At 50.2% G+C, this 22,336-nt stretch carries 19 protein-coding genes; 11 read left to right on the plus strand and 8 right to left on the minus strand.

The window, feature by feature from the left end; all coding sequences use genetic code 11:
- Positions 1 to 14: 14 nt before the first annotated feature.
- From M979_RS16580 to hycI, 4 genes are read left to right on the plus strand one after another with little or no spacing between them, the layout of a single operon-like run.
- Positions 15 to 557 carry a formate hydrogenlyase complex iron-sulfur subunit gene (locus tag M979_RS16580; protein ID WP_034460466.1) on the plus strand — a complete coding sequence of 181 codons (543 nt, stop codon included), beginning with the start codon at positions 15 to 17 and terminating at the stop codon, positions 555 to 557.
- A complete protein-coding gene (locus tag M979_RS16585) occupies positions 557 to 1,321 on the plus strand; it encodes an NADH-quinone oxidoreductase subunit B family protein (RefSeq protein WP_034460467.1) in 765 nt (254 codons plus the stop codon). The genes M979_RS16580 and M979_RS16585 overlap by 1 nt, the downstream gene beginning before the upstream one ends.
- On the plus strand, positions 1,321 to 1,731 hold the full coding sequence (locus tag M979_RS16590) for a formate hydrogenlyase maturation HycH family protein (RefSeq protein ID WP_064555677.1): 411 nt from the start codon (positions 1,321 to 1,323) through the stop codon (positions 1,729 to 1,731). Before M979_RS16585 ends, M979_RS16590 begins: the two co-directional genes overlap by 1 nt.
- A complete protein-coding gene (gene hycI / locus M979_RS16595) occupies positions 1,724 to 2,203 on the plus strand; it encodes a hydrogenase maturation peptidase HycI (protein WP_034460469.1) in 480 nt (159 codons plus the stop codon). Before M979_RS16590 ends, hycI begins: the two co-directional genes overlap by 8 nt.
- A 77-nt stretch (positions 2,204 to 2,280) precedes the next feature.
- Here the strand turns inward: hycI and M979_RS16600 are convergent, their stop codons facing one another.
- A complete protein-coding gene (locus M979_RS16600; RefSeq protein WP_034460470.1) occupies positions 2,281 to 2,565 on the minus strand; it encodes a helix-turn-helix domain-containing protein in 285 nt (94 codons plus the stop codon).
- Positions 2,562 to 2,876, minus strand: coding sequence for a type II toxin-antitoxin system RelE/ParE family toxin (locus M979_RS16605; RefSeq protein ID WP_064555678.1), 315 nt, complete (start codon positions 2,874 to 2,876; stop codon positions 2,562 to 2,564). The genes M979_RS16600 and M979_RS16605 overlap by 4 nt, the downstream gene beginning before the upstream one ends.
- 260 nt (positions 2,877 to 3,136) lie before the next feature.
- On the opposite strand from M979_RS16605, the gene hydN reads away from it, so the two are divergent.
- The 4 genes from hydN to M979_RS16625 all read left to right on the plus strand — a co-directional run bounded on the left by hydN (position 3,137) and on the right by M979_RS16625 (position 9,224).
- On the plus strand, positions 3,137 to 3,682 hold the full coding sequence (gene hydN / locus M979_RS16610) for an electron transport protein HydN (RefSeq protein ID WP_064555679.1): 546 nt from the start codon (positions 3,137 to 3,139) through the stop codon (positions 3,680 to 3,682).
- A gap of 37 nt (positions 3,683 to 3,719) precedes the next feature.
- Positions 3,720 to 5,870: a formate dehydrogenase subunit alpha gene (gene fdhF, locus M979_RS16615; protein ID WP_064555680.1), complete on the plus strand. Its 2,151-nt coding sequence runs from the start codon at positions 3,720 to 3,722 to the stop codon at positions 5,868 to 5,870.
- A gap of 107 nt (positions 5,871 to 5,977) precedes the next feature.
- Positions 5,978 to 8,197: a carbamoyltransferase HypF gene (gene hypF / locus M979_RS16620; protein ID WP_064555681.1), complete on the plus strand. Its 2,220-nt coding sequence runs from the start codon at positions 5,978 to 5,980 to the stop codon at positions 8,195 to 8,197.
- 4 nt (positions 8,198 to 8,201) lie between these two features.
- The gene (locus M979_RS16625) at positions 8,202 to 9,224 is read left to right on the plus strand and encodes a HoxN/HupN/NixA family nickel/cobalt transporter (protein ID WP_034460741.1); all 1,023 of its coding nucleotides are present in this window, start codon (positions 8,202 to 8,204) and stop codon (positions 9,222 to 9,224) included.
- 43 nt (positions 9,225 to 9,267) lie between these two features.
- On the opposite strand, the gene avtA is transcribed toward M979_RS16625, so the two are convergent.
- Together avtA and M979_RS16635 are read right to left on the minus strand one after the other, a co-directional pair.
- Positions 9,268 to 10,521: a valine--pyruvate transaminase gene (gene avtA, locus M979_RS16630; protein WP_034460476.1), complete on the minus strand. Its 1,254-nt coding sequence runs from the start codon at positions 10,519 to 10,521 to the stop codon at positions 9,268 to 9,270.
- Between the two features lie 190 nt (positions 10,522 to 10,711).
- On the minus strand, positions 10,712 to 12,730 hold the full coding sequence (locus M979_RS16635; protein WP_064555683.1) for an alpha-amylase: 2,019 nt from the start codon (positions 12,728 to 12,730) through the stop codon (positions 10,712 to 10,714).
- Positions 12,731 to 13,045: 315 nt separating this feature from the next.
- On the opposite strand from M979_RS16635, the gene M979_RS16640 reads away from it, so the two are divergent.
- Positions 13,046 to 13,879 carry a protein bax gene (locus M979_RS16640; protein ID WP_034460478.1) on the plus strand — a complete coding sequence of 278 codons (834 nt, stop codon included), beginning with the start codon at positions 13,046 to 13,048 and terminating at the stop codon, positions 13,877 to 13,879.
- Positions 13,880 to 13,957: 78 nt separating this feature from the next.
- On the opposite strand, the gene xylR is transcribed toward M979_RS16640, so the two are convergent.
- The 4 genes from xylR to xylF all read right to left on the minus strand — a co-directional run bounded on the left by xylR (position 13,958) and on the right by xylF (position 19,059).
- Complete coding sequence (gene xylR / locus M979_RS16645) at positions 13,958 to 15,136, minus strand: D-xylose utilization transcriptional activator XylR (RefSeq protein WP_064555686.1); 1,179 nt, start codon at positions 15,134 to 15,136, stop codon at positions 13,958 to 13,960.
- A gap of 171 nt (positions 15,137 to 15,307) precedes the next feature.
- On the minus strand, positions 15,308 to 16,489 hold the full coding sequence (xylH, locus tag M979_RS16650; protein ID WP_064555688.1) for a xylose ABC transporter permease XylH: 1,182 nt from the start codon (positions 16,487 to 16,489) through the stop codon (positions 15,308 to 15,310).
- Entirely contained in the window at positions 16,467 to 18,008 is a 1,542-nt protein-coding gene (locus M979_RS16655) for a xylose ABC transporter ATP-binding protein (protein WP_064555690.1), read from the minus strand. The genes xylH and M979_RS16655 overlap by 23 nt, the downstream gene beginning before the upstream one ends.
- 58 nt (positions 18,009 to 18,066) lie before the next feature.
- Entirely contained in the window at positions 18,067 to 19,059 is a 993-nt protein-coding gene (xylF, locus tag M979_RS16660) for a D-xylose ABC transporter substrate-binding protein (protein ID WP_034460483.1), read from the minus strand.
- Positions 19,060 to 19,425: 366 nt separating this feature from the next.
- Between xylF and xylA the strand changes: the two genes are divergently transcribed.
- Together xylA and xylB are read left to right on the plus strand one after the other, a co-directional pair.
- A complete protein-coding gene (gene xylA, locus M979_RS16665; RefSeq protein ID WP_064555692.1) occupies positions 19,426 to 20,748 on the plus strand; it encodes a xylose isomerase in 1,323 nt (440 codons plus the stop codon).
- A gap of 102 nt (positions 20,749 to 20,850) precedes the next feature.
- Positions 20,851 to 22,305 (plus strand): xylulokinase, encoded by a 1,455-nt coding sequence (gene xylB / locus M979_RS16670; RefSeq protein ID WP_064555694.1) that lies wholly within the window; start codon positions 20,851 to 20,853, stop codon positions 22,303 to 22,305.
- Positions 22,306 to 22,336: the final 31 nt, after the last annotated feature.

Genomic DNA, 22,336 nt, shown 5'->3' on the forward strand with positions numbered 1-22,336 from the left:
GCAAAGGAACGACCATGTTTAACTTCATCAAAAAAGCCATTAAAGGCGGCGTGGCCACTGAGTCGTACCCGCTACAACCGATTGCCGTGGATCCCAATTTCCGTGGCAAACCGGAACACAATCCGCAGCAATGCATTGGTTGTGCGGCCTGCGTTAACGCATGCCCATCCAACGCATTGACGGTAGAGACCGATCTGGTTGCAGGGCAACTGGCATGGACCTTCAATCTGGGGCGCTGCATTTTCTGTGCTCGCTGTGAAGAAGTCTGCCCAACGGCTGCTATCAAGCTTTCTCAGGAGTACGAGTTAGCTGTATGGAACAAAGCTGATTTCCTGCAACAGGCACGTTTTGACCTGTGCAATTGCCGCCAATGCAGCAAGCCTTTCGCGGTTCAAAAAGAGATTGATTACGCGATTGCCTTGCTTGAGCACAATGGCGACAAGCTTGCCGAAGCGCATCGCGCCTCGTTTGAAACCTGCCCGGAATGCAAACGCCAGCAAAGCCTGGTCTCTTCCGACCAAATCGATCTTAGCCGCCAGATAAGAGAGGCCAGCTAATGAGTATGTTACTCGGTCCACGTGACGATAAAGGCATGCCAGTACCGATGACGGTGGATGAATCCATCGCCAGCATGAAAGCATCGCTACTCAAAAAAATTAAGCGTTCCGCGTATGTTTATCGCGTCGACTGTGGCGGTTGCAACGGCTGCGAAATCGAAATTTTCGCCACCCTTTCGCCACTTTTCGACGCAGAACGCTTCGGGATTAAAGTTGTCCCATCTCCACGCCATGCAGATATTTTACTGTTTACCGGTGCTGTGACTCGCGCCATGCGTTCCCCCGCGCTTCGTGCCTGGGAATCAGCACCGGACCCAAAAATCTGCATCTCTTACGGAGCATGTGGTAATAGCGGCGGTATCTTCCACGACCTGTATTGCGTCTGGGGCGGCACCGACAAAATCGTACCGGTGGATGTATATATTCCGGGTTGCCCGCCAACGCCTGCGGCAACGCTGTATGGATTTGCCATGGCGCTGGGTCTGCTGGAGCAGAAAATCCACGCCCGTGAAGCCAGCGAAATGGATGCACAACCGGCGCAAATTCTGCACCCGGATATGGTTCAGCCATTGCGCGTTCGTATCGACCGCGCAGCGCGTCATCTGGCTGGCTATCGTTATGGCCGCCAGATTGCTGACAGCTACATGGAAAATCTCACCGCCGGTGGTGGTAGCGTTCAGCAGTGGCTGGCGCACGAGAACGATCCGCGTCTGACTGAAATCGTCACGCATCTGGAAGAACTAGTGAAGCAGGAGCGCGTGTAATGAGCGAGTCGGTGGTTTTTTGCCAGCTTAGCCGTAAGTTTGTCGATGAAAACGACAACACACCGAGTGATGCGCAACAGGTGGTTTATTACAGCCTGGCAATCGGCCACCACCTCGGCGTTATCGACTGCCTGAAAGAAAATTTAGTCTGTTCGTTTGAACCTTACAAAGCGTGGATTGCCACGCTTGAAGAGGGCAGTGAAGCGCGACGCAAAATGGAAGGTGTGCCGCGTTACGGTGAAATCGTTATCGACCAAAGCCACGTCGTTTTACTGGCAAAAGCGTTCGATACCGCAAAACCAACGCAAACGGCACAGCAGCAACAGTGGAGCCAGGAATTGCTCGATATGCTGCAAGCCATTCAACAAGAACCCGCCATCTATTTGATGGTACGGAGACGCTATGACTAACAAAAACGTACTATTGTGCGTCGGCAACAGCATGATGGGCGATGACGGCGCAGGTCCATTACTTGCCGAGAAATGCCTGGCCGCCCCGCAAGGCGACTGGATTGTTATCGACGGCGGCACCGCTCCTGAAAATGATGTGGTGGCGATTCGCGAATTGCGCCCGGACAGATTGCTGTTGGTAGATGCAACGGATATGGGCCTGAACCCTGGCGAGATCCGTATTATCGATCCGGACGATATCGCTGAAATGTTTATGATGACCACCCACAACATGCCACTTAACTATTTAATCGATCAGATTAAAGAAGATGTTGGCGAGGTGATTTTCCTCGGCATTCAGCCAGATATCGTCGGATTTTATTACCCAATGACTGATGCGATAAAAGCAGCGGTTGAGACGGTATATCAAAGCCTGGCTGGTTGGGAAGGAAAAGGCGGTTTCGCCGATCTGGAAGCACCTGAGTTCGAGTGATAGTTGCCGGATGACGCTGCGCTTATCCGACCTACGGGTTTCGTAGGTTTAGCGCAGCAACATCCGACCATTTGATATCACACGTACCGAATATTGAGTGAGATCTTTGCGCCACAGGCTGCAGCATAGCGTTCAAGCGTCTTCACACTGGCGCTGAGTGGGTTCTTCTCAAGACGACTAATACCTGATGAATTTGTCCCGAGTTTGTCAGCCAACTCTGTTTTCGAAAGCCCTGCTCTTTCACGCATTTCATAAAGTGCCTGAATCAGCGTCAGCTCCTGATCGGCCTCGTTATATGCCTGAATGGACTCAGCATCAGAAAGCATTTTTGTTTTCAATTCATCAAGAGAGACTGGTTTCACTTCATAAACTCCTTCAGCCTTAACCGGGCAATGTCGATTGCGTTAGCTGGCGTTTTAGCTGTCTTTTTCGTAAAGGCATGCAAAATATAAATGGTTTGCCCATAACTAAAAGCATAGACCGCTCGAGCAATATCTTTGTCACCGACTCGTAGTTTGAAAAGCCCATTTCCCAGGACTCGGCTATGAGGCATTTTTAGCTGGTTACCTTCAGATGCCAGGCGTTCAATTAAGCGAAACATTCGGCCTCGCAGTTGTGCTGGCAAAGCAACCAGTTCTTCAGCCGCCGCTCCATGCGTCAATATTGTATACATTCTAACCCCTCCGTTCCCTGAAACATATCAAGAGGGGAAGCTTTCCCTAATCAATTTTTCAACTTGCCGGCACGGACTGCGAGCAGCTTTCCAGAACCCTCTGTCATTTGCCCAAATGACATCGTCAAATGTGTCGATGTCACTGTCACCCCTCCCCCGATCAATGCGCAAAGCCTTGAATCACGCTAGTTTCAAAGTTGGCACACTTTATGTATGCCTAGAGCAGTCTTATAAAAAAACACTCTATCCAGGAGTCTATGATGAACCGTTTCATCATTGCTGATTCAAGCAAATGTATTGGCTGTCGCACTTGCGAAGTGGCCTGTGTCGTGTCCCATCAGGAAGCGCAGGATTGCGCGACCTTAACCCCGCAAACCTTCCTCCCACGTATTCATGTGATTAAAGGCGTGAATGTTTCTACCGCGACCATGTGCCGCCAGTGCGAAGACGCGCCTTGTGCCAACGTCTGCCCTAACGGGGCGATTAGCCGCGAGCATGGCTTTGTAAATGTGATGCAAGAACGTTGCATCGGTTGCAAAACCTGTGTGGTTGCCTGCCCGTATGGCGCGATGGAAGTCGTTGTTCGTCCGGTTGTGCGCAATAGCGGCGCGGGCCTTAACGTGATGGCCGAAAAAGCCGAAGCGAATAAGTGCGACCTTTGCCACACCCGCCCGGAAGGCCCGGCGTGCATGGAGTCCTGCCCAACCAACGCCATTATCTGTGTTGATCGTAATAAGCTTGAACAAATGAGTGCCGAAAAACGCCGCCGCGCTGCGTTCGATGCGACTTCATCCCTGATTTTTTAATTTAACTGTATTTCAACTTTTAACAGGTCTGTTACTGATGAAAAAAATTACCAGCGTCTGCCCTTACTGTGGCGCAGGCTGCAAACTCAAACTGGTTGTTGAGAAGAACAAAATTATCCGTGCCGAAGCGGCTGATGGCGTAACTAACCAAAATGAACTCTGCCTGAAAGGCTATTACGGCTGGGATTTCCTCAACGATACCAAGTTGCTCACACCGCGTCTGACGCAGCCAATGATTCGCTACGAAAAAGGTGGCAAGCTTCAGCCGGTGAGCTGGGAAGAAGCGATTAGCTACACTGCTAAACGCCTGAAATCCATCAAAGAGCAGTATGGCCCGCGTTCAATAATGACAACCGGTTCGTCACGTGGGACAGGTAACGAAACCAACTATGTGATGCAGAAGTTTGCACGCGGTGTGCTGCATACCAACAACGTTGACTGCTGTGCGCGTGTTTGCCACGGGCCGTCCGTTGCCGGTTTGCAGGTGACGCTGGGTAATGGCGCGATGAGTAACTCCATCGGCGATATCGAAAATTCAAAATGCCTGCTGGTGTTTGGCTATAACTGCGCCGATTCGCACCCGATCGTGGCGCGTCGTGTGATTAAAGCGAAAGAAAATGGCGCGAAAATCATTGTTTGCGATCCGCGCCGTATCGAAACCGCGCGTATTGCCGACCAGCATCTGCAACTGAAAAACGGCTGCAATATGGCACTGGTTAATGCCTTTGGTTACGTGCTACTCGAAGAAAATCTCTACGATCAAGAGTATGTCGCGAAATTTACCGAAGGGCTGGATGCTTACCGTGAAGTGGTTAAAGGCTATGCGCCAGAAGACGTTGAACACCTGACCGGTGTACCGGCCCAGCAAGTCCGTCAGGCAATGCGCACTTTTGCCGCAGCACCTTCTGCCACCATTATGTGGGGGATGGGCGTGACGCAATTTGGCCAGGCGGTCGATGTCGTTAAAGGACTTTCAAGCCTTGCATTGCTCACCGGCAATCTTGGCCGTGAAAATGTCGGCGTTGGTCCGGTTCGAGGTCAAAACAACGTGCAGGGCGCATGTGACATGGGCGTGCTGCCAAACCAATTCCCTGGCTATCAGGACGTGGTTGACCCGGAAGTGCGTGCCAAATTCGCCAAAGCCTGGGGTATCAACGTTGATGATATGGACGACAAAGTTGGCGTGCGTATCACCGAAGTGCCGCATATGGCTATCCATGGTGAGATGAAAGCCTACTACATCATGGGCGAAGATCCGTTGCAGACCGAAGCTGACCTTGGCCTGGTACGCAAAGGTTTCGAAGCGCTCGATTTTGTCGTGGTGCAGGACATCTTTATGACCAAAACCGCGGAAGTAGCGGATGTGATTTTACCCGCGACCTCCTGGGGTGAACACGGTGGCGTATTCACCTGTGCTGACCGTGGTTTCCAGCGTTTTGAGAAAGCCATCGAGCCAAAATATAACGTCAAACGTGACTGGGAAATTATCAGCCTGCTGGCAACAGAGATGGGCTACCCAATGCACTACGACAACAACCAGCAAATCTGGGATGAACTGCGCGAACTCTGCCCGCTGTTCTACGGCGTAACTTACGAAAAAATGGGCGATATGGGCCATGTACAGTGGCCGTGTCCAACATTGGATCACCCAGGTACGCCTTATCTCTACAAAGACAGCAAGTTCGATACCCCCACCGGTAAAGGCCAGCTGTTTGCCGCCCAGTGGCGTGCGCCAGCCGAAGTACCCGATGCCCAATACCCGTTGGTGCTATGCACCGTGCGTGAAGTTGGCCACTACTCCTGCCGCTCAATGACCGGGAACTGTGCTGCATTGCAAACCCTGGCCGACGAACCTGGTTTTGTGCAGATGAACCCGACAGACGCCAACCTGCTCGGCATTAAAGACAAGCAGCTGGTATGGGTCAGTTCACGTCGCGGCAAAGTTATCAGCCGTGCCGAGGTGAATGAGCGCATCAATGTGGGCTCTGTGTACATGACTTACCAGTGGTGGATTGGGGCTTGTAATGAGCTGACTCAGGACAATCTTGACCCGATTTCCAAAACACCGGAAACCAAGTATTGCGCGGTCAACGTCAGCCAAATTGCTGACCAGCAGTGGGCAGAAAACTACGCCCAGACAACATATAGCGATATGAAAGCGCGTTTGCGCCAGGCAGTAGAAGCTTAAAAACGGTGGATGACGCTTGCGCACCAAATATCTGGTTGGTCGGATAAGCGCAGCGTCATCCGACAAAATACCCAAAATTGGTACCCATTGTGAATTTTAACGGCGTGATGCTACGCATTCGCGGCAAAGTACAGGGCGTTGGCTTCAGACCGTTCGTCTGGCAACTGGCGCAACATCTCAAACTCACGGGCGATGTCTGCAATGACGGTGCCGGTGTGTTGGTGCGCCTGTCCTCTGGTGCGGATGCGTTTATCACCGAGCTTCACGCCAAATGCCCACCACTTGCACGTATTGATAGCGTTGAACAATCGACAATGCAGTGGGAAATAATCCCCCATGATTTCACCATTCGCCACAGTGCCAGCAGCTCGATGGACACGCAAATCGTCCCGGATGCCGCAACCTGCCCGGACTGCCTGCGTGAGCTAAACGACCCTAACGATCGCCGCTATCGCTATCCGTTTATCAACTGCACCCACTGTGGCCCACGCTTCACCATCATTAATGCTATGCCGTATGACCGGCCCAAAACGGTGATGGCTGCGTTCCCGTTGTGCCCGGCATGTGAAAAAGAGTACCGCGATCCGATGGACCGCCGCTTTCACGCCCAACCTGTCGCATGCCCGCAATGCGGGCCGCAGATTAGCTGGCAATGTGGTGAGAAAAAGCTTGAGCATAAAGACGCATTACAGGCCGCCGTCGCAGCGTTAAAAGCCGGAAGAGTCGTGGCAATAAAAGGGCTGGGGGGTTTTCATCTGGCCGTGGATGCCAGCAATGACGAAGCCGTTGCTCGCTTACGTGAACGCAAACATCGCCCGGCAAAACCATTGGCTGTGATGCTACCAGATTCACGCAATTTACCCGCAGATATCATCGCACAGCTCAACACACCAACGGCACCCATTGTCTTAATGGCGAAATCAGCATTGCGCGAGTTAAGCACGCTTATCGCCCCAGGACTTCGCGAAGTCGGTGTGATGTTACCCGCCAACCCGCTACAACACCTTTTGATGCAGGATTTTGGCGGTCCGCTGGTAATGACATCCGGTAATTTAAATGGCAAACCACCAGCCATTACCAATCAGCAAGCGCTTGAAGAGTTGGCGGAAATTGCCGACGGATGGTTGCTACATAACCGCGACATCGTTCAGCGTATGGATGATTCTGTGGTGCGTGCAAACGGTGAGATGCTGCGCCGCGCCAGAGGGTTTGTGCCAGATGCTCTCCCGCTGCCACCAGGTTTTGAGGCGTTACCACCGATTCTGGCGTTAGGTTCTGACCTGAAAAATACCTTCTGCCTGCTGCGCGGCAACCAGGCGGTGCTCAGCCAGCATCTGGGCGATCTGGCTGAAGATGGTGTTGAACAGCAGTGGCAAAAAGCTCGTGCACTCATGTGTGAGGCTTATGATTTTAAAGCGCAATATATCGCCATAGACGCACACCCAGGCTACCACAGCTCCCGTCTCGGGAAAGAGATGGGATTGCCAGTGAGCACTGTTTTGCATCATCACGCTCACGCAGTGGCCTGTATGGCTGAACACGGCTGGCCGCTGGATAACGGTGATGTGATTGCCATAACCCTTGATGGCATCGGTTATGGCGAGCATGACCAGTTGTGGGGTGGTGAGTGCCTGCGAGTTAACTATCGCGAATGCGAGCATTTCGGAGGCTTACCGGCAGTAGCGCTGCCAGGTGGTGACCTTGCGGCGCGCCAACCATGGCGCAACCTTTTTGCTCATTGCCAGGCATTTGTTCCTGACTGGCAACAGTATCCTGAAACGGCAGTAGTGCGTACGCAGAACTGGTCATTGCTGGCCAGGGCAATTGAACGAGGCATTAACGTGCCAGTCGCCTCCTCCACAGGGCGGTTATTTGATGCCGCCGCTGCGGCACTCAATTGCGCACCGCTACAACAAAGTTATGAGGGTGAAGCCGCCTGCCGCTTTGAAGCGCTGGCAACGCAAAATGGGCAATGCCACCATCCTGTCACACTGCCGATCATCAATGGAAAACTGGATTTAGCGACCTTCTGGCAGCAATGGCTGAACTGGCACGGCTGTGCACCCGCACGCGCCTGGGCATTTCATGATGCGCTGGCAAAAGGTTTTGCTGATCTGGCCCGAAGCCACGCGCATAAGCTTTCGATTAACACCCTCGTCTTCAGCGGTGGCGTGCTGCATAACCAGCTGATGCGTCAAAGATTTTCGTATCACCTCGCAGATTTCAACCTGCTCTTCCCGACACAGTTGCCTGCTGGTGACGGTGCCCTTTCATTGGGCCAGGCTCTTGTTGCTGCCGCCCGTATCACCATTCCCTCACAAGGATAAAATGATGTTATTGCGTATTCTTCGTGACAACCCACGCGCTGCTGTGTTGCTCGTGGCTTTAGTTGCAGCCAATTTAGCCGCCTGGGCCTGGGCTTTGGTTTCATTCCATCACAGCACAGCTCTGATGGCCGCAAGCCTGCTTGCCTGGTGCTATGGCTTGCGCCATGCCGTTGATGCCGATCACATTGCGGCGATTGATAACGTGACGCGCAAAATGATGCAGCAGGGGAAGCGCCCGTTTGGTATTGGCGCGTGGTTCTCACTTGGTCACTCGAGTATTGTCGTGCTGGCATCGGTTGCGATTGCCGCAACAGCGGCGGCATTTCAGAGCGATATGGATTGGTTTCATGACGTTGGTGGCGTGATTGGCACCGCTGTTTCAGCCTGCTTCTTGCTGGCAATGGCGTTGGTCAATCTGGTGATTTTACGCGGCGTATGGCGTAATTTCCGCCAGCTTAAACGCGGTGAATCATTGTCTGAAGAGGCTACCGATTTTAACGGCGGCGGCATGATGAGCTGGCTGTTCCGCTCCACTTTCAAGCTTATCAACAAGAGCTGGCACATGTATTTGGTCGGCTTTTTGTTCGGGTTAGGTTTTGATACTGCAACAGAGATTGGCGTATTAGGCATTTCTGCTGCCAGTGCTTCAAGCGGCATGTCGATGTGGTCGATTCTGGTGTTCCCGGCGCTGTTTGCCAGCGGTATGGCACTGATTGATACACTCGACAATATGATTATGGTTGGCGCTTACGGCTGGGCGTTTAACAAACCGCAGCGCAAACTCTATTACAACATGACTATCACTGGCACTTCTGTGGTCGTGGCGCTGTTTATTGGCGGCATGGAAGCATTAGGTTTGCTGGCGGATAAATTCAACCTGCACACAGGCCTGTGGAAATGGGTTGATGCGCTGAATGAAAATCTCGGCAATGCGGGCTTTATCGTGGTTGGGTTGTTTATTGCTTGCTGGATTATTTCCATGCTGAATTACCGCTGGAAGGGGTACGACTCTTTGGTTGTGCGCTAATCAGACAAACCTTCTCCCTGGAAAGGGAGAAGGTTTTTAAATTTTACTTCGCTTCAGCCCACGCCCGTTCAATCTCTTCGGCAAGAATCTTCACACCCGCTTCGATTTTCTCAGGCTCTGGCACGTAGTTCATACGCATACACTGATGCGTATGCGGCCACGGCTTATCAAGACCTGGGAAGAAGTAATCCCCCGGCACCATCAATACACCGCGTTTTTTCAGACGCTGATAGAGTAATTCGGTGGAAATCGGCAAGTCTTTAAACCACAACCAAAGGAAAATTGCCCCTTCCGGTTTATGAATTAAGCAGCGTTCTGGTGACAAATAGCGGCGAATCGTCGCGATTGTGTCCTGAACGCGCTGGTAATAGAAGGGTTTGATGACCGTTTCAGACAGGCGCAGCAAATCATTACGCTTAATCATTTCGCAAGCCATTGCCGGGCCAATACCTCCTGGGGCCAGGCTGATAATGCCGTTCATGTTGCTGATAGCAGAGATGATTTTTTCATTGGCGATGATAATGCCACAACGACTACCCGGTAAGCCGAGCTTCGAGAGACTCATACACAGGATAATATTCGGATTCCACAGCGGGCGTGCCTCGGTGAAAATAATCCCCGGGAACGGTACGCCATATGCGTTATCAATCACCAACGGAATACCGTGCTGGTGCGCCAACGCATCGAGCTTAATCAGCTCTTCATCGGTAATGACGTTGCCCGTCGGGTTGGTCGGGCGCGACACGCAAATCATCCCGGTGTCCGGGCCGATTTGCAGATGTTCAAAATCGACGTGATATTTAAACTGGCCTTCCGGCAGCAGTTCGATATTCGGGCGCGTTGAGACAAACAGGTCTTCTTCGAGACCCGAATCTGCATAGCCGATATATTCAGGTGCCAGTGGGAACAACACTTTTTTAGTGCTGCCATCCGCATACCGACCCGCGAACAGATTAAACAGGTAGAAAAATGCGCTCTGACTGCCATTTGTCAGTGCAATATTCTGAGGATTAATATCCCAACCTAATTCTGTACGCAGCATATCTGCAAGCGCGTCAAGTAACTCACTTTTCCCCTGCGGACCGTCGTAATTGCATAGCGCATCAGCCATTTTCCCATTTGCCAGCATGTCTGCCAGCAGATCCTGGAAGTAGTCATTCATAGCAGGAATTTGCGCAGGATTACCGCCACCGAGCATGATCGCTCCAGGTGTGCGTAGACCATCGTTGAGATCCTCCATCAGGCGTGTAATGCCTGCATGGCGGGTAAATTTGTCGCCGAAAAGTGAAAACGTCATAGCGTAGATCTGTCTTTGACTATCAAAAAGAGGCTAACCATAGCGCCGGAGAAGACACGGTGCAAACGCATTAAGGATAGTCGCAGTCATGGAATGTGCTGCTTTAACGCTGATTAAAAGCATTAAGTACCGCGCTTCGCTTTATGGCCTACAAGTGCATTTGTATACCCTATAAGCGAAGCGCTATTCGTTATTGATTCCCTGCCCAGACCACCATCACTTTGTCATCTGCGGATTCACGGCTAAAGCCGTACCCTTGTTTCATGCTCAGTGTGTTCTGCTTGCCCGCGCCTATTGCCGGGTGGCGAGCTCGGAACTGGCTGATTTTCTGCCAGTGCGAAAGCGTGGCAACATTCTGCCCCCAGTTCATATCAGAACGGGTTCCCTGAAGCGGGTCGGAACCTGTCGGGCCAAACGGGCGTTCAGTCTCATCGCCATAGAAAATTTGCACCGCACCAGGGGCCAGCAATAGCAATTCTGCCGCACGCTGACCGCCTTCGCGGAACAGGCGGGTATCATGCGAGGAAAGGTAGCTAAGCACATTGAAATCCTGCAACTTAGACGCCATCTGTTGCCAGGTGAGATCGATGTTTTCGAGGCAATCCACCGCTTTTGCCGCTTGTTCCTGATAATCAAAATTGATCATCGCGTCAAAGCCGCTGTTGTAGTAATCGCTCCGCATCACGCCGTGGCCCCAGGATTCTCCGGTCATCCAGAACGGCGCATCATCCAACTTTTTATCTGGGTTAGCTTTTTTCCATTCGGCCAGTGCAGCAACAGATTGCTCTTTAAGCTGCTGCCAGCCCGATTTTTCGACATGCTTTGCCGTATCCACCCGGAAACCGTCGATACCGTAATCGCGCACCCATTGGCTCAACCAATGGGTCAGGTAGTCTCGCACGGTGTAATCAGCAGTTTCTTTCGCGTGGGTATCGGATTTGTGGCGATAAAAAATCGGCAAGCCTGCCGGTTGTGTGGATTCCGTTTTTAAATCTGGCAGGAAGGCCAACGACATTGTGAGATCGTCAAATCCAGGGGAGTCGTAATTTCCAATATCGGTGCGAATCCAGTTTTTCCCCCACCAGTTTTGCCACGCCGTTTTATCACCAAAGTTGATGTAATCATTAAAGGAGTGCCAGCTCTGGCCAGGCCCTGGTTTCCAGTCTGTCCAGTGCTTGCCGAGGGTTTTAGTCAGCTCGTCACCTTTAAGATAAAGCGCGCCAAAATCGTACTCCTGCATATCGGCAAGCGTTGCATAGCCTGTATGGTTCATCACAACGTCGAACAAAATTCGAATGCCGCGTTTGTGGGCTTCGTCCACCAATGTGCGTAGTTCGTCCTCAGTCCCCATATTGGCATCGAGTTTGGTCCAGTCCATGGTGTAGTAACCGTGGTAGGCATAGTGCGGGAAGTCCCCTTTTGTGCCGCCACCAACCCAACCATGAATTTGCTCGAGAGGAGAGCTTATCCACAATGCGTTCACACCCAGTTGCTGTAGATAATCGAGTTTTTGGGTAAGTCCAGCCAGGTCACCACCGTGGAACGTGCCGATCTCTTGCATTCCATCTTTATGACGGCCATAGCTGTTATCGTTTTTCGGGTTGCCATTCTCAAAGCGATCAGTCAGCACAAAATAGACCGTGGCGTTATGCCAGCTAAACGGCGCTGCCTGTTTGGTAGTGGCAGATTCAAGCAGCAGCAGCCCATTGCTATTCGCAGCAGGCATTAGAGTAATCTTGCCTTGTTTGACCGTTGTTGTGGCACCGCTATAGAAATCTCGAACCTCACTCCCTTCAGCAAAGGTTTTGCTGACATCCAGTGTGAGCGGCTTGCCATCCCATTTCGGGCACTGACGGGTGACATCGACAGGAGCGGCTTGTGTCTCGCTATTAACGCTCAGGATGAGTGTAGGAGTGCCGCTACGCGTATCAATTTGAACGCGATATTCTCCTTCGCGAAATAAACGCCAGACGGGTGCTGCCCCTTCACAAGGTTTAAGCGACAGTGCCTGGTTAAGTTTGATAGATTCCGCGGGCTGCCAGCAGGCCTGATCAAGCTTAAGACTTAGCGGTAGAGTGCCTTTCGCAAGCTGTGCCTCGCTGACAAATAGGCCCGGAGTTTGCTCTTTAAATGCAGGTATTCCGGGAACAATCCAGGCGGCTTGCACAAGTCCTGGAAACAGTAAAAGCAGCAGAGGTAATTTTTTCATAGGGTTAAGCCCGCGATTGTCTTTTATTCAGTTTGGCACTGTTTTAAATAGCGGAGTTCATCCCCAAAAGGGGTTGTCAGGGGTGGAGATAATAGGGTGAGTGATGCAGTTATCAGTTTGCGTAAATATGGGATAAACATCGCATATTGCAATACTTTTTGGCGTCATAAGAAGTTCGTACGTGACATCATTTAGGAATGGGATTATTTCTTTTGGTGCTCTGAAGGTCTATTTTTGTTAGTATCTGCGTTTACTTTATTCGAAACCTTTTATAAATAAGGCACTGGAAACGTAACGATCCGACCAGGAGATCTAATGATATCAACCCATTTCCGACGATTTGGGGCTGCGATACTTATGTTACTGACCTTCAGTTTTTCAACTGGGGTATTAGCAAGTAAACATGAGCCAAAATCGCATAAAGCCCACATAGTTAAGACCAAAAGCACGACGACACACAGTAAGAAATTGGTAAGTAGTAAAAAAGAGTATTCTCGCAATAGTGAAATTGCATCGCTCCCTGACTTGCGAAAATACCCTTCCGGAACACCTAGAAAAAAAGCGTTTCTCCGGACAGTCATGCCATATATTACTAGTCAAAATGCAGCGATCACTGCGGACCGTAACTGGTTGGTTTCTAAGCAGTATGAAAAACGCTGGTCACCATCAGAGCGTACACGCCTGAAAGGAATTACCCAGCGCTATAAAATTGCGTGGAATGGTAATACTAAGCGTGTGCCGTGGAATACGCTGATGGAAAAAGTCGACATCATTCCTACCAACATGGTGGCAACGATGGCTGCAGCTGAAAGCGGCTGGGGTACGTCGAAACTTGCCCGTAGCAACAACAATTTGTTTGGTATGAAGTGCAGCAAACGCCATTGCAACAGTGAACCAGGTAAAGTTAAAGGCTATTTGCATTACGATTCAGTTAAGGAAGGCGTTAACGCTTACGTAACAAATCTGAATACGCATCCGGCCTATAATTCCTTCCGTAAATCACGTGCGCAATTGCGTAAAGCGGATCAGGAAGTGACTGCCAGCAATATGATTCATAAGCTGAAAGGGTATTCTACAAAAGGTAGTAGCTATAACAATTACCTATTTGCGATGTACCAAACCAATCAGCGATTTATGGCACCGAACTAATTAAAAAAATAGAATGTTAATAATAAGTAATAATTCACGCCTTCAATTCGAAGGCGTTTTTTTTGCTTAACTCATTCACTAAACCAATATTTCACTATGTCTTTCACGATGTTCTTTCGGCGTTGAGCCATACTCTTTTTTAAAGACCGAATAGAAGTATTGCAATGATGGATAACCGCACATTTGCGATATTTCATTGATAGACAAAGATGTAGACACCAGCAAACTGCGCGCTTTTTCTAACTTTTCGGTGTGAATTATTGTATGAATCGTCTCACCGACTTCTTCTTTAAACCGCTTCTCGAGGTTAGAACGCGAGATCCCTACCGCGTCCAAAACTTGCTCAACTTTGATACCTTTACAGGCATGGTTTCGGATGTAGTGCATTGCCTGAATCACAGCGGGATCGTGCAAAGAACGATAATCCGTTGAACGGCGTTCAACCACACGCACCGGCGGCACCAGAATGCGTTGTAAAGCAAGTGGCTCATTGTCCATCAAACGATGCAATAACTTTGCGGCCTGATATCCCATCTGCCTTGTTCCCTGTGCTACCGACGAAAGTGCCACGCGGGATAGATAACGCGTCAGTTCTTCGTTATCTATCCCAATCACACAGAGTTTTTCCGGCACGGGAATATGCAGATGTTCGCAAACTTGCAGCAGGTGTCGTGCACGCGCATCCGTCACGGCAATAATCCCGGTTTGCGGTGGAAGTGTTTGCACCCAATCCGCCAGGCGGTTTTGCGCATGCTGCCAATTCTCCGGGGCCGTTTCTATACCCTGATAAACCACGCCCCGATATTTTTCTTTTGCCACAAGCTGATTAAAAGCGTACTCACGTTCCATAGCCCAACGCTTGCCGCTGGAGTTCGGCAAACCATAGAAGGCGAAACGTTGCACACCCTTCTCTTTTAGATGCAAAAATGCATTTTCCACCAGGGCATGGTTGTCGGTAGCAATGTAATGTACTGGTGGGTAGTGTTCTGGCGAATGGTAGGACCCTCCCACACCAACAATAGGAACATCCGCTCCATCTAATAAACGCTGGATTTCAGTATCATCAAAATCGGCAATCACGCCGTCGCCTAGCCACTCTTTGATATTGTCGATGCGGGCACGGAAATCTTCTTCAATAAAAATGTCCCACTCAGATTGAGACGCCTGCAAGTATTCTCCAACGCCCTCCACTACCTGACGGTCGTAGGCTTTGTTGGCATTGAATAACAACGTGATGCGATGACGTTTCTCAAACATGCCTTTTCCCTGATAAAAAAACTGTATGTGAAAATAACAATGCCCAAGCTACTTCAAAATGCAGGTTGGCGGCAATCGAGAGAACCCTGAGAACTTATCAAGTAAGTGACTCAGGTGAACGAGAGCCGCCAACAACCCTGCAGATTGAAGAGCGACGGGCATTTTGCACACTTATGCTCTACGTTTAGTAGCCGAATCCATCCAGACAGCCAGCAATAAAATGGCGCCTTTTACGATGTATTGCCAAAATGTCGGGACATCCATCATGCTCATGCCGTTATCCAGTGAAGCCATGATAAATGCCCCCATCACTGCCCCTGCAACACTTCCAACGCCGCCGGCAAGACTCGTACCACCAATGACACATGCTGCAATGGCATCCAGCTCAGCAATGTTGCCGGCAGACGGAGAGCCTGCCCCCAATCGCGAGCTAAGAATTAACCCAGCAATCGCCACCATCAAACCGTTTATGGCAAACACCGCAAGCTTGGTGCGCTCCACATTAATGCCCGATAGCCGCGCCGCCTCAATATTGCCGCCAATCGCGTAAATACGTCTGCCAAACGCTGTGCGAGTCGCCATAAACATTCCCGCTAGCAGTAATAACGTGAGGATCAGCACCGGTGTAGGTACACCACGGTAATCATTGAGTAGCCAGATTGCCCCCAACACGATAACTGCTGTGATGGCTTGTCGCCCTAAGACACCTGTGGAGGCCGGCGTTTCCAGCCCCAGAGCCTGCCGCCGACTATGCATCCTCCATTGCCAGGCAACAAAAACCACCAACCCTAAAGTACCAATACCAAAACCAATTCCGTCTGGCAGGTAGCTTTGCCCGATTTGCGACATTGAGGCACTGGTTGGCGATACGGTTGTACCGTTAGTAATGCCGATCAGCACGCCGCGAAACGCCAGCATTCCAGCAAGGGTGACGATAAATGACGGCACTTTACGATACGCCACCCACCATCCGTTCCACGCCCCTAAAACGAGCCCAAGTACCAGCGTTACGGCAATCGTGAGTGGTAGTGGCCACCCAAGCCAAACATCAAAAATGGCCGCCACACCGCCAAGTAACCCCATCATCGAGCCGACAGAAAGATCGATTTCTGCCGAAATGATGACGAATACCATGCCTACCGCCAGAATCCCGGTGATAGCGGTTTGGCGTAATAAATTGGAGATATTTCTGGCACTGAGATAAGCGCCTTCGGTGGTCCAGGTAAAGAACAGCATAATCACCACAATCGCTGCGATCATGACAAAAACCTGGAGATTAAGTGCCCGTAGTCCGGCAAAAGGTGATGCCGCAGGTGCCGTGAGTTTCATTTCAGACGGATGACTTTTCGACATGCTTTTCACTCCTCAGTGCAGCTTCCATAACCTGCTCTTGGGTCAGGTTATTGTTAATCAGATTGGCTTTGATTCGCCCCTCATGCATCACCAGCACCCTGTCACTCAGACCGAGCACTTCCGGCAATTCCGATGAGATAACAATGACCGCAATACCTTGCTGAACCAGCTGATTAATAAGTTTGTAGATTTCGTATTTCGCGCCGATATCAATGCCACGCGTGGGTTCGTCGAGGATCAAAATGCGTGGGTTGAGCAGCAGGCAACGCGCCAGAATGGCTTTTTGCTGGTTGCCGCCGCTCAGGCGACCAATTGCCAATTCTGGTGATGAAGTTTTAACTTTCAGTCGCTCAATCGATTGCAGAATGCAGTTTTGTTCGGCAGCGTCATCGAGCTGAGTTAACGCGCCAGAAAACTGGCTTAATGCGGCAAGTGTGATGTTTTGCCCCACAGCCATGACCGGCACGATGCCATCTTTTTTGCGGTCTTCTGGCACCATCGCAATGCCGTGAGCTATCGCCTGCTGGCAATTGCCGATAGCGACTTGTTGATTATCAATGAAAATACGACCTTCAGACTTGCCCGGCCAGACGCCAAACAAACATTGCACAGCTTCGGTACGCCCGGCACCGACCAGTCCTGCGATCCCAAGAATTTCACCTTTATGCAGTGAAAAAGAGATGTCATTAACTCGTTTGATATGCCGATTGACCGGATGCCACGCAGTGAGATGCTCAACACGCAACACTTCTTCACCCGTCTGATGCGGTTCATTAGGGTAAAGCGCCGTAAGCTCACGTCCCACCATCATGGTGATGATGTCTTCTTCGCGCATCAGTGCCGCATCCCGTGTACCAATCGGCTGCCCATCGCGGATAACGCAGATGGTGTCGGAAATAGCTTTCACTTCATTGAGTTTGTGGGAGATGTAAATACAGGCAATACCATGAGCCTGTAGATCACGAATAATTGCTAGTAACACTGCTGTTTCTTGCTCAGTTAGTGAAGCTGTAGGCTCATCCAGAATGAGTAAGCGCACTTGTTTATTAAGCGCTTTGGCAATCTCAACCAACTGCTGCTGCCCAAGCCCCAGCGAACCAACGCGCGTATCCGGGGAAATATTCAGGCTCACCTGTGAGAGCAGTTTTTGGCATCGGAGCGTCATGCTGTCGTAATCCAGTACACCATGCCGCGACAACTCAGCGCCGAGGAAAATGTTCTCAAGTACAGTCAGATGTTTAACCAGAGCCAGCTCCTGGTGAATAATCGCAATACCTTTGCGTTCGGTATCGCGGATATGGCTCGCCTGAAGTTTTTCACCGGCGAACCATATTTCACCTTCGTAACTGCCGTAGGGGTAGATACCGCACAGCACTTTCATCAATGTAGATTTACCAGAGCCGTTTTCACCACAGAGGGACATCACTTCACCAGCATCCACTGACAGACTGACGTTATCCACGGCCTTCACAACACCAAAAGCTTTGGTGATATTTTTCATTTCCAGTAAACAAGGCATAGCCCCTCCTTTACCTGTTTTCAGGGTCTCGCCCGTGGCAAAGCACGGGCGCGGTGGGTTATAGCTCGTTTTTCTTGTGGAAACCGTCTGCCACAACGGTGCTGTCAATATTGGCTTTATCGACTTCGACAGGTGTCAGTAGACGTGAGGGAACATCTTTAATGCCATTGTTCAATACAGCGTCAGAAGCGGGTTGTTTGCCTTCACCTAATTCCACAGCAATTTCAGCTGCCGTATTCGCAAGCTTGGTAATTGGCTTATAAACCGTCATGGTTTGCGTACCGGCAATAATACGTTTCACCCCAGCCAAATCCGCATCCTGCCCGGAAATGGCGACTTTACCAGCTAACCCTTGCGCACTTAATGCCTGAATTGCGCCGCCTGCAGTCGCATCGTTTGACGCCACAACAGCATCAATTTTATTGTTATTAGCTGTCAGAGCATTCTCCATAATTTTCAATGCGTTTTCAGGCAGCCAACCATCAGCCCATTGATCGCCGACAACTTTTATTTTCCCACTCTCAATATAAGGTTTTAATACTTTCATCTGCCCTGCACGGAACATTTTGGCATTATTATCAACAGGTGAACCGCCCATTAAGAAATAATTCCCAGAAGGCACTTTATTAACAAGACTTTGCGCCTGTAATTCACCAACCTTTTCATTATCAAATGAGATGTAATAATCAATATCGGCATTATTAATCATGCGATCATAAGCTAATACTTTTATTCCTTCTCTTTTAGCCTCAGCAATCACATTACTTAACACCTGGCCGTTGTAAGGAATAATGACCAGTACATCAACACCACGGTTGATCATGTTTTCTATTTGCGACATTTGCGTTTCTTCGTTGCCATTCGCGGATTGTACAAAGACTTTCGCACCCAACGATTCGGCTTTTTTAACAAAAATATCGCGGTCTTTCTGCCAGCGTTCGAGACGTAAATCGTCTATTGCCATGCCAATTTTCACTTCTTTAGCAATACCACTGATACTGGTCAGAACGAGTGAGGCGCACAGCGTTAGTAAGAGGTTCTTAATCTTCATATTGTTATACCTTTGTAGGGATGAATAACTCGGATTAAATTTATTATCTGTCGACCGGAGAAGATTGTTGTCTGTGAATGCAATTCCAGCAATTACAGATTTTTATCTTCCCATTACGTTTTTTGGTTTAATTTCTAATTTATGATGACGATCTGCTTTTAATTTAACAAACTCATTCGTTTCTTTATTTACTGGAATAACCATCGAGATATTTCATTCATTATTTTCAGTATTTTTGCGAAGCAGCGCACATTTGAGGATTCTCTTAAACGCAGTGTGAAATAACGTAATTGAGCAATACCAGAGGAAAATACAGGATGGTGACAGAATCGCTTACTTGCCGCCCCCCTGATTACGGAGTCACTTATGCAAGCCTATTTCGACCAACTTGAACGCGTTCGTTTTGAAGGTACCAAATCCACTAATCCTCTGGCATTCCGCCACTACAATCCAGACGAAATCGTTCTGGGTAAACGCATGGAAGAGCATCTGCGTTTTGCTGCCTGTTACTGGCATAACTTCTGCTGGAATGGCACAGACATGTTTGGTTCCGGTTCCTTTGAGCGTCCCTGGCTACAAGCAGGCGATGCGTTAGGTCTGGCTAAACAGAAAGCTGACGTGGCGTTTGAATTTTTCCACAAGCTGAATGTGCCGTATTACTGCTTCCACGATGTAGACGTTTCACCAGAAGGAGCGTCTCTGAAAGAGTATCTGAACAACTTCGCACAAATGACCGAAGTACTGGCGCAAAAGCAGCAAGAAAGTGGTGTGAAATTGCTGTGGGGTACTGCCAACTGCTTTACCAACCCACGTTTTGGTGCCGGTGCGGCAACAAACCCGGATCCGGAAGTGTTCTCCTGGGCTGCCACACAAGTCGTAACAGCAATGAATGCCACTCACAAACTGGGCGGTGAAAACTATGTACTTTGGGGTGGCCGTGAAGGTTACGAATCCCTGCTCAATACCGATTTGCGTCAAGAACGTGAGCAAATTGGCCGCTTCTTGCAAATGGTCGTTGAGCATAAACACAAAATTGGTTTCCGTGGCACATTACTTATCGAACCGAAACCGCAAGAACCTACCAAGCATCAGTACGATTACGATGTCGCCACGGTTTATGGCTTCCTGAAACAGTTTGGTCTGGAAAAAGAGATCAAAGTAAACATTGAAGCAAACCACGCAACACTTGCGGGCCATTCGTTCCATCACGAAATCGCCAGCGCTATTGCATTGGGTATTTTCGGTTCAGTCGATGCCAACCGTGGTGACCCGCAGTTGGGCTGGGATACAGACCAGTTCCCAAATAGCGTGGAAGAAAATTCATTAGTGATGTACGAAATCCTCAAAGCAGGTGGTTTCACCACGGGCGGCCTGAACTTTGATGCCAAAGTACGCCGCCAAAGCACCGATAAGTACGACCTGTTCTATGGTCATATTGGTGCCATGGACGTGATGGCACTGTCGCTAAAAATTGCTGCACGCATGATTGAAGATGGTGAACTGGATAAGCGTGTTGCGAAGCGTTATGCCGGTTGGAATGGTGAACTGGGCCAGCAAATTCTGAAAGGACAAATGTCTCTTGCGCAGATTGCACAGTACGCTGAACAACATAACCTGGCGCCGCAGCACCAGAGCGGTCATCAGGAGTTGTTGGAGAACCTGGTGAATCATTATCTGTTTGATAGATAAATTCAGATCTATACAAAAAGTGGTGGGTAGCTTTCGACTTATCCACCCACATATTTTCCTCGCACCACGCCTGTCGTGGTGCGTTTGTAAGGAGTGGTCAGTATGTACATCGGAATCGATCTCGGGACGTCAGGCGTTAAAGCCATTTTGCTCAATGAGCAAGGCGAGGTGCTGGCTTCACAAACCGAAACGCTGACTGTGTCACGCCCACATCCACTGTGGTCGGAACAAGATCCAGAACACTGGTGGCAAGCCACAGACCGCGCAATGAAAGCACTTGGGGAGCAGCATCCTCTCACCGATGTGAAAGCACTGGGAATTGCCGGGCAAATGCACGGTGCAACGCTGCTTGATAGCCAGCAGAAGGTGCTACGCCCCGCCATTTTATGGAATGACGGCCGCTGCAGTGAAGAATGTGCGCTACTGGAAGCTGCCGTACCTGAATCACGTGAGATTACCGGCAACCTGATGATGCCAGGATTTACTGCACCGAAGCTGCTTTGGGTTCAGCGCCATGAACCAGACGTTTTCGCCAAAATCGATAAGGTCCTGTTACCAAAAGATTATTTGCGTTTACGTATGACCGGCGTGTTTGCCAGTGACATGTCAGATGCTGCAGGCACCATGTGGCTGGATGTCGCAAAGCGAGACTGGAGCGACAAAATGCTCGACGCCTGCCAACTCAACCGCCAGCAAATGCCTGCCTTATATGAAGGCACTGAAATAACCGGCACGTTGAAAGAGGACGTGGCTAAGGCGTGGAATATGCCCGCTGTGCCCGTTGTTGCAGGCGGTGGGGATAACGCCGCAGGGGCCGTTGGCGTTGGCATGATGGATGCCGGCCAGGCGATGTTGTCGCTGGGTACATCAGGCGTTTACTTCGCTGTTAGCGATGGTTTTCGCAGCAAACCTGAAAGTGCCGTTCACAGCTTCTGTCACGCGCTGCCAAACCGCTGGCATTTAATGTCTGTGATGTTAAGTGCTGCATCTTGTCTGGATTGGGCAGCAAAACTGACTGGCCTTGGCACCGTTCCGGCATTACTGGCAGCCGCTGAAAAAGCCGATGAAGAAGCGGGAGATATTTGGTTCTTGCCATATCTTTCAGGCGAACGCACACCACACAACAATCCGCAGGCAAAAGGGGTTTTCTTTGGCCTGACGCATCAGCATGGGCCGGCAGAACTTGCCCGGGCTGTGCTTGAAGGAGTGGGTTATGCGCTGGCAGACGGTATGGACGTCGTTCATTCTTGTGGAGCGACACCACATAGCGTGACGCTAATCGGGGGCGGTGCGCGTAGCCCTTACTGGCGGCAGATACTGGCGGATATCAGCGGGCAAACGTTGGATTACCGTACAGGGGGTGATGTTGGACCGGCGCTGGGGGCGGCGCGTCTGGCACAAATCGCGATGTCTCCAGGTAAGCCATTACAATCTCTGCTGCCACAATTGCTTCTTGAGCAACAGCACACGCCAGATATGGCGCGCCATGCGCGTTACAAAACGCGCCGTAAAGTGTTTAACCAAATTTATCAGCAACTGCTGCCACTGATGTCGTGACACAAAAAATAACGCTCAGGTTTTACCTGAG

This window comes from Buttiauxella noackiae ATCC 51607, from assembly GCF_001654865.1.
GTDB classification, from domain to species: Bacteria; Pseudomonadota; Gammaproteobacteria; order Enterobacterales; family Enterobacteriaceae; genus Buttiauxella; species Buttiauxella noackiae.